The organism is Kaarinaea lacus, assembly GCF_975902315.1.
The window spans coordinates 1-6,609 of the sequence record NZ_CDLKIE010000304.1; the positions used below are offsets into that span (position 1 = coordinate 1).

Annotated in this window: 7 protein-coding genes; 5 read left to right on the top strand and 2 right to left on the bottom strand. The window is 46.1% G+C overall.

What is annotated here, in order from left to right; all coding sequences use genetic code 11:
* Positions 1-596, top strand: a 596-nt coding sequence (locus tag ACWVCM_RS09575; protein WP_455201518.1) for a beta-propeller domain-containing protein, incomplete at its 5' end; no start/stop codon positions are given.
* 29 nt (positions 597-625) lie between these two features.
* Here the strand turns inward: ACWVCM_RS09575 and ACWVCM_RS09580 are convergent.
* The gene (locus tag ACWVCM_RS09580) at positions 626-1,315 is read right to left on the bottom strand and encodes a lysophospholipid acyltransferase family protein (protein ID WP_455201519.1); all 690 of its coding nucleotides are present in this window, start codon (positions 1,313-1,315) and stop codon (positions 626-628) included.
* Positions 1,308-1,880: a 4'-phosphopantetheinyl transferase family protein gene (locus tag ACWVCM_RS09585; RefSeq protein WP_455201520.1), complete on the bottom strand. Its 573-nt coding sequence runs from the start codon at positions 1,878-1,880 to the stop codon at positions 1,308-1,310. Before ACWVCM_RS09585 ends, ACWVCM_RS09580 begins: the two co-directional genes overlap by 8 nt.
* A gap of 154 nt (positions 1,881-2,034) precedes the next feature.
* Between ACWVCM_RS09585 and ACWVCM_RS09590 the strand changes: the two genes are divergently transcribed.
* The 4 genes from ACWVCM_RS09590 (at position 2,035) to ACWVCM_RS09605 (ending at position 6,530) form a co-directional block, all read left to right on the top strand.
* On the top strand, positions 2,035-3,366 hold the full coding sequence (locus tag ACWVCM_RS09590) for a cytochrome P450 (RefSeq protein ID WP_455201521.1): 1,332 nt from the start codon (positions 2,035-2,037) through the stop codon (positions 3,364-3,366).
* Positions 3,363-5,321, top strand: a complete 1,959-nt coding sequence (locus tag ACWVCM_RS09595) for a non-ribosomal peptide synthetase (protein WP_455201522.1) — start codon at positions 3,363-3,365, stop codon at positions 5,319-5,321. Before ACWVCM_RS09590 ends, ACWVCM_RS09595 begins: the two co-directional genes overlap by 4 nt.
* Positions 5,322-5,513: 192 nt before the next feature.
* Positions 5,514-5,942: a c(7)-type cytochrome triheme domain-containing protein gene (locus ACWVCM_RS09600; protein WP_455201523.1), complete on the top strand. Its 429-nt coding sequence runs from the start codon at positions 5,514-5,516 to the stop codon at positions 5,940-5,942.
* A 27-nt stretch (positions 5,943-5,969) separates the two neighbouring features.
* The gene (locus ACWVCM_RS09605) at positions 5,970-6,530 is read left to right on the top strand and encodes a c(7)-type cytochrome triheme domain-containing protein (protein WP_455201524.1); all 561 of its coding nucleotides are present in this window, start codon (positions 5,970-5,972) and stop codon (positions 6,528-6,530) included.
* The last annotated feature ends 79 nt before the right edge of the window (positions 6,531-6,609 follow it).

Sequence of the window (6,609 nt, forward strand, 5' to 3'; positions counted from 1 at the left end):
CAAACCCTGTGGTCAGGCATAAACATACGTTATCTATGCCCAGTGGATGGTCATGGAGTGCAGCAGAGCATGATCATAAAGCGTTTACTTTTTATCAGCCGGCAAACCTGTTAGCGATACCGATCCAGATTTCTCCGTTAGTGAGTCAGGATGTTTTCAGCGGAGTTGTAGCTTTCGACGTTTCACTGGAGGATGGATTTAGTGAACTGGGTCGTGTTGATCATTCTGATCTGGCCTTTGAATATTATTGTGTCAACAATCCCAATCTAATGGCGCCATACATTCAGGATTGTACCGATGGCTGGTATGTGCAATGGGCAGCACCCAGGCGCTCTATAGTAATGACCGATGTGGATGATATTTATTTATATACCTTGTCCGACGTGGGGCTGAAAGCATCATCGATAAATGATCTGTCTGCGACTCTGGGACGTTTGGTGTTTCCAACCCAACCGTATCCCTGGTGGTACTACGGTTACATTGATGTGGGCGTCGTTGAACCCGTGCCACTGGGGATGGGAGGCGTTGAGGCTATAGGTTCTCCACCTCAGCCTGCACCCTCTGTGGATCCAGGCACTGGTGACACCGGAATATAGCGATCAAATTACGGGGAGTCGAATTCGCATTAGTGTGAATTCAATATTTTCTGTGCCTGCCTGGTTAAATCCTTTAAGGTGTTTTCCATCTGTAAGCGTTGTGGCTCCAGATCTTCAGCAAGTAATCCTTTCGGCGTAACAAAAGGTTCGCCTATCACTATTGCCACACGTGAAAACGGTTTGGGTACGATAAACTTGTCCCAGGAGTTCAGGTGCCAGGCGCTGCTTGTGGCATAGGCCAGTGGTAATAAAGGTGCTTTGGTAAATTGCGATAACATTAAATCACCCACCTTAAATACATGAAGCGGTCCCTGGGGGCCGTCGGAGTTGATGGCCGGTGATACATTTTCCCTGGCAATCAGCGTATACATGTCACGCATGGCTTGTGCCCCGGTCCGTGTTTCGGAGCCTCGTATTACCGTGCCACCCCAGCTTTTAATGACATTTGCTGCTATTTCACCGTCCTTGGAGGGACTTACCAGAAAGCCCACCTTAATGCCGCGAGCTAACAACTTGCGCATATACCATGCGCCAAAAATTATCTGTTGGTGCCAATAACAGGGGATGAATGCCTTGCCGTCTTTGATGACCTGTTCAACATGCTCTTCACCGATAATTCGTTCCACGCGGCAGGTTGACCAGATCACGCGCACGATTAACTTGAGAAGTGATGAGAGGAGTGAATAAGTAATACGTTGCCGGGTGGTTAACTCAGCCATGACATTGACTCAGGGTATTTTCAGTTGTGCAATAACTCAGGCAGTCAGAAAAAGAATGATAGCGAATCTTAATTTCAGGATTCTGTTGTTTGCAGGCAAGGTAGCTTATGTCATTGTCATCTAATGGCAGGCGGTGCAAGAACCATCGCCGGTTTTGATAAAGCGCTGTGCAATGATCAAGCTGGATATATTTCAAGTCTGTTATGCCGCCGCCGGTGGCTTTTACGACAGCTTCTTTTTGCACCCAAAGGTCGAGAAGGCTTTGTGATCCATCACTGATTTGTTCAAGTTCGGCGTCATTAAACGCGTGTCGTAAAAGCGTGTTGTGTTCGCGATTGCTGGTTTCGCTATCGATACCCACTGGTGACGCCTGGCTGACCGCGCAGGCAACCAGACTATCCGAGTGGGTGATATTGAATTCTATATTAGCGGTACAGGACGGCTTCTGGTTTGGTGAAAAAATGAGCTGGAGAAAATCAAAGTCGCTGAAGCCCATTTGCTGCATGGCGTGTTCGAGTAATACCAGACCCAGCACAGACGCACTGCGTTGCTTATCGTCAACCAATCTGGAGATTGTTTGTGCTTTGTTGGAGGGTAGATTTTGCAGAAACGATCGCACTGCAGAGTGGGGCAGTGGGCGGTCCAGGTGCGTGTAATTTAGTAATATCATTCTATTAAAATGTGTTAATATTGCGCAAAAATTAGCGTAATCCTAACACATGACAGTCTCGCAGCTAAACAACTCAGTTGTCCCTCCTGGACCGGAAACTCCGCACGACATTAATGTCACCGAAGATGATTTTCATCGTTTGGGCGAGTGGTTGGCGGCTTATGGTGATATTTTTCAGGTCACCCAGGCCACCAGAAAAGATCCGCTACTGGTAATTAACCATCCCGACGCCATCAAACATGTGCTGGTAAGTAACAGCAAAAATTACGTGAAAGGTGTTGGCTTTGAGCTTGTTAAAATGTTGCTGGGGAACGGCATCATTGTCAGCGATGGTGCTTTCTGGTGGAAACAGCGTCGTATGATTCAGCCGGCGTTTAACAAGAAGGTTGTTGCAGAGTTAACGCAGCAGATCAAGCAAATCAATATTCGGTTATTGGAAAAATGGCGCAAGCTGGCTGAACGGAATGCCATCATTGATATCACGGAAGAAACCAATGCGCTGGCGTTGGAAATAATTTTGCGTGCCCTGTTTAGCGATGATTACGAAAATCTGTGCGGCGAAGAGGGTGCAGAAAATCCCTTTGCCATATTGACCGATGATTCAGCGCGCGATTTGAAACTGGTTGTTAAATACCGTGGTTTGACCAGGCTGGTAGGTGGACTGATTGAGCAGCGCAGACAACGATCCAGCAAACCAAACGACTGGTTGTCGATGTTTATGGATGCGCGTGACAAGGAAACCGGCGAGCCAATGACCGATAAGGAATTGATTGACGAGGTCATGACCCTGATTGTCGCCGGATCTGAAACCAGCGCCACCACTATGAACTGGACCTGGTATCGTTTATCGCAGCATCCTGACGTTGAAGCGAAGGTGCATGATGTTGTCGACAAAGCGAGTTATGAAAGCGTCCCCGGTTTTGAACATCTTGAAGAACTGGCCTATGTGCGCCAGGTGGTGGAAGAGGTGTTGCGCTTATATCCACCGGTCTGGTTGTATACGCGCAAAGCTTTGCAGGAAGATACCATCGGTAAATACCATATTGCGGCCGGCACTGACATCGCTATATCTCCCTATTACATACATCGTAATAAATCCTTCTGGGAAGAGCCGGAAGCATTTAATCCAGAGCGTTTTTCTCCTGAAAAGGAAAAGCAATTTAATAAATATGCCTATATTCCATTCTCCGCCGGGCCGCGGCGCTGTATTGGCGATTTTTTTGGTATCGTGGAAGCACAAATCCATTTTGGCTTAATGACACGATATTTTAAACTGGAATATGTTGAAGACAAACCCGTTGAGCTGGAGCCTGCAGTAAACCTGCGTACCAAGCATCCTATTCACATGCGAATAAAATCAAGAAAAAAATCTGAATCATGAAAGAATACTCTACACTGGTTGAAGCGCTCCAGGCAGAGAGCGTAAGTAATTGCGGAATAACTTTTATAGAAGGCAAACAGGATCATCGCCAACTAAGCTACGCCGATTTGTATGAGCGAGCCTTAATGCTGTTACATGATTTTCAGCAGGCTGGTCTAACGCCGGGCGATCAGATGATTATTCTGCATAAAGACAATCAAACCTTCATCGAAGGATTTTGGGCGTGCATGATCGGTGGAATAGTTCCGGTTCCCGTGGCGGTGGGAATTAGTGATGAACATCGCGCCAAGTTATTCCGCATTTTTAATAAGCTGGAGCGGCCTCATTTATATACTTTTGAGGAGAACTTTGATCGCCTGGCAAACTTTGCAGAACAGCACAATTTGCGTGAATCATTACAGGTGGTTCGAAATAAAACGTTCACATCCGATCAGCGGGAAGATCATCAGCAACGTGGCCAGCCGCATGCCGTCAAACCTGACGATATTGCCTTTATCCAGTTTTCATCCGGCTCCACCAGTGAGCCCAAGGGTGTGGTGCTGACACATGGGAATATTATTACGAATATTAATGCCATTAGTCAGCGCGCTCAGTTAACGTCCGATGATGTTGGACTCAGCTGGATGCCGTTAACCCATGACATGGGGTTGATTGGATTCCATCTGGTTTTTTTCTTTATCGATGCGAATCAATATTCTATGCCTACTGAACTGTTCAGTCGTCGCCCCCTTTTGTGGATGGAGAAAATCAGCGAGTTTCAGATAACGGTAAGTTCCTCTCCTAATTTTGGTTATAAACATTTTTTAAAAGCTTTGGGGGATAAAAAACTTGAAGGTTTGGATCTTTCACGATTGCGGTTAATCTTTAATGGTGCTGAGCCGATTTCGGTTGATCTTTGCCACCAGTTTCTGGATGTCATGCAGGATTACAATTTGTCGCGGGAATCCATGTATACCGTCTATGGGCTGGCGGAAGCAACGCTTGCTGTTGCGTTACCGCAACCGGGGGAGCATTTTCGAGCCGTTTACCTGGACCGGCACATGATGCGTGCGGGCGATCAGGTCCGGTATTTAAAACAGGGCGATGCCGATGGCGTTGCTTATCCCATCGAAGGTAAGCCTGTGCCGAATATGGAGGTCAAAATCACCGATGAAAATAATAATAGTCTGGCGTCGGACTACATTGGTCTGGTTCAAATCCGTGGTGGAAGTGTCACTGCCGGATACTACCTGGATGAAGAGGTCAACCGCGTAGCACTCACTGGCGATGGCTGGTTAGATACCGGAGACCTGGGAATTCTAACCAGTGACGGTGAGCTGGTTATTACTGGACGTGAGAAAGATATTATATTTGCCAATGGACTCAATTATTACCCTCATGACCTGGAAGCAATTGCTTTACAACTCCAGGAGCTGGAACTGGGTAAAGTGGTTGCGTATGGTATGCGCCGGCCCGATGCAGACACAGATGATTTGTTAATCTTTATATTGTTCAGAGCTGACCTGAAAGACTTTATTGGCATTGTGCGCGATGTGACGCGACATATTAATGAACAAACCGGATTGCAGGTCAATCAGGTTATACCCGTTAATCGCATTCCTAAAACGACCAGCGGTAAGTTGCAGCGTCGTTTACTGGCCGATGCTTATGCAAAGGGTGAGTACGATGACGCGATTGCGCAAATTGACAAGTTGCTGGCCGCGGTACATGAACAGGAAAGCGGTGATTTGTCGCCCACCGAGGCAAAACTAAAAACCATCTGTGACGAACTCATTAAAGAAAAAAGCATCAACATTAATGATAACTTATTTGAGATGGGTATCAGCTCGCTCACGTTAATGGAAATCCATCAACAAATAGATGATACCTGGCCAGGGGTGGTGGATATTACAGATCTGTTTGATAACCAGTCGATCGCCGAGGTTGCGACCTTCATTGACTCAAAAACGAGCTAGCTGCTTTTTTTTCGTTCTATCATGGAAGTTTCCAGCAATTACCAGCGAATTCATAGTTCCACGCGTTTTTGATCGGCGGGCTTTTTGATAAATGTCAGTATTTCGGCAGGTGTTCTTAGCTATAAATGATCTCTACCGTATATTAAGCGTGTAAAAACGGGTTGATAATGACAAACCTGGAAAGGATTCGTGATGACTAATAATAGAAATACCAGCGATTTGCTAACCCATCCGAAAAAACAAATCCCAATTTTCACTATTGCCATTGTTTTATTTGCATTTATTGCGCCCATGCAGGCGGTGCACGCTGAATACGGCGATGTCGTACTGAATGAAACGTCAAAAGCAGCCGGCATGAATCCGGTGATTTTTCCGCATTGGGTTCACCGCACGAAATATAGTTGTCGGGCCTGCCATGAGTCGCTGGGATTTAAAATGAAAGCAGGTACCAGCGGAATCACCATGCAAAAAATCTTTGCCGGCGAGTTTTGTGCTGTGTGCCACAACGGAAAAACGGCCTTCGAAACTGCCAAATGTCAATTATGCCATTCAGGTAAAAAAGGATTACCTACACAGGTCCACAAAAGTACCAAGCAAACACTAGTATCGCCTTTGGATTAGAGTTTGAAATAATTCAGGATAATAATTATGAACAAACAATTACAATCTCGATTCACAATAATGCTGCTAATGTTGTTGATTATGCCATGGGCGGGTTTTGCTGCTGATCAGCCAGTGCCGGTAAATCGCCTGTTAAAACCACATTCAGATGAAAACCGCCTGCTCAAGGAAGACGGTTTACATGATCCTGCCAATCCTGAACTGGGCAAGCTCAAGGAACCAACTAAAGCACTGTCTTCATTGGAACCTGCCAGGAGCGGAAACTTCGTTGACTGGAGTGCCAGTCTGGCTAACGGAAAAATTAAACCTCAATATGACGCCAGAGATCCAGCGGCAAAAGGTATGCCCATGGATTTAAATGTTCTGATTGAAGTAGCCGGCAGTACACCAAATGTTTTGTTTCCCCATGCCAGGCATCTGCAGTGGTTAGAATGCAATAATTGTCATACTGCTATTTTCCAGGCAAAAAAAGGCGCGAATAAAACCAGTATGGATAAAATATTGAAAGGGGAAAGCTGTGGCGTTTGCCACGGTAGTGTTGCGTTTCCCGTCAATGATTGTGAACGCTGTCATTCGCAGAAGAAATAGCGAAAATTGCTAACCAGCCTTCGAGCACTTCCATTGCATTATGTGAACTGGTTAAAAAAAGCCCAGTAAATTCCTGCGC

Excerpts from the sequence above, each read along its gene's own strand:
- ACWVCM_RS09595 (WP_455201522.1), top strand. The coding sequence starts at position 3,363 with ATGAAAGAATACTCTACACTGGTTGAAGCGCTCCAGGCAGAGAGCGTA.
- ACWVCM_RS09590 (WP_455201521.1), top strand. The coding sequence starts at position 2,035 with ATGACAGTCTCGCAGCTAAACAACTCAGTTGTCCCTCCTGGACCGGAA.
- ACWVCM_RS09605 (WP_455201524.1), top strand. The coding sequence starts at position 5,970 with ATGAACAAACAATTACAATCTCGATTCACAATAATGCTGCTAATGTTG.
- ACWVCM_RS09600 (WP_455201523.1), top strand. The coding sequence starts at position 5,514 with ATGACTAATAATAGAAATACCAGCGATTTGCTAACCCATCCGAAAAAA.
- ACWVCM_RS09580 (WP_455201519.1), bottom strand. The coding sequence starts at position 1,315 with ATGGCTGAGTTAACCACCCGGCAACGTATTACTTATTCACTCCTCTCA.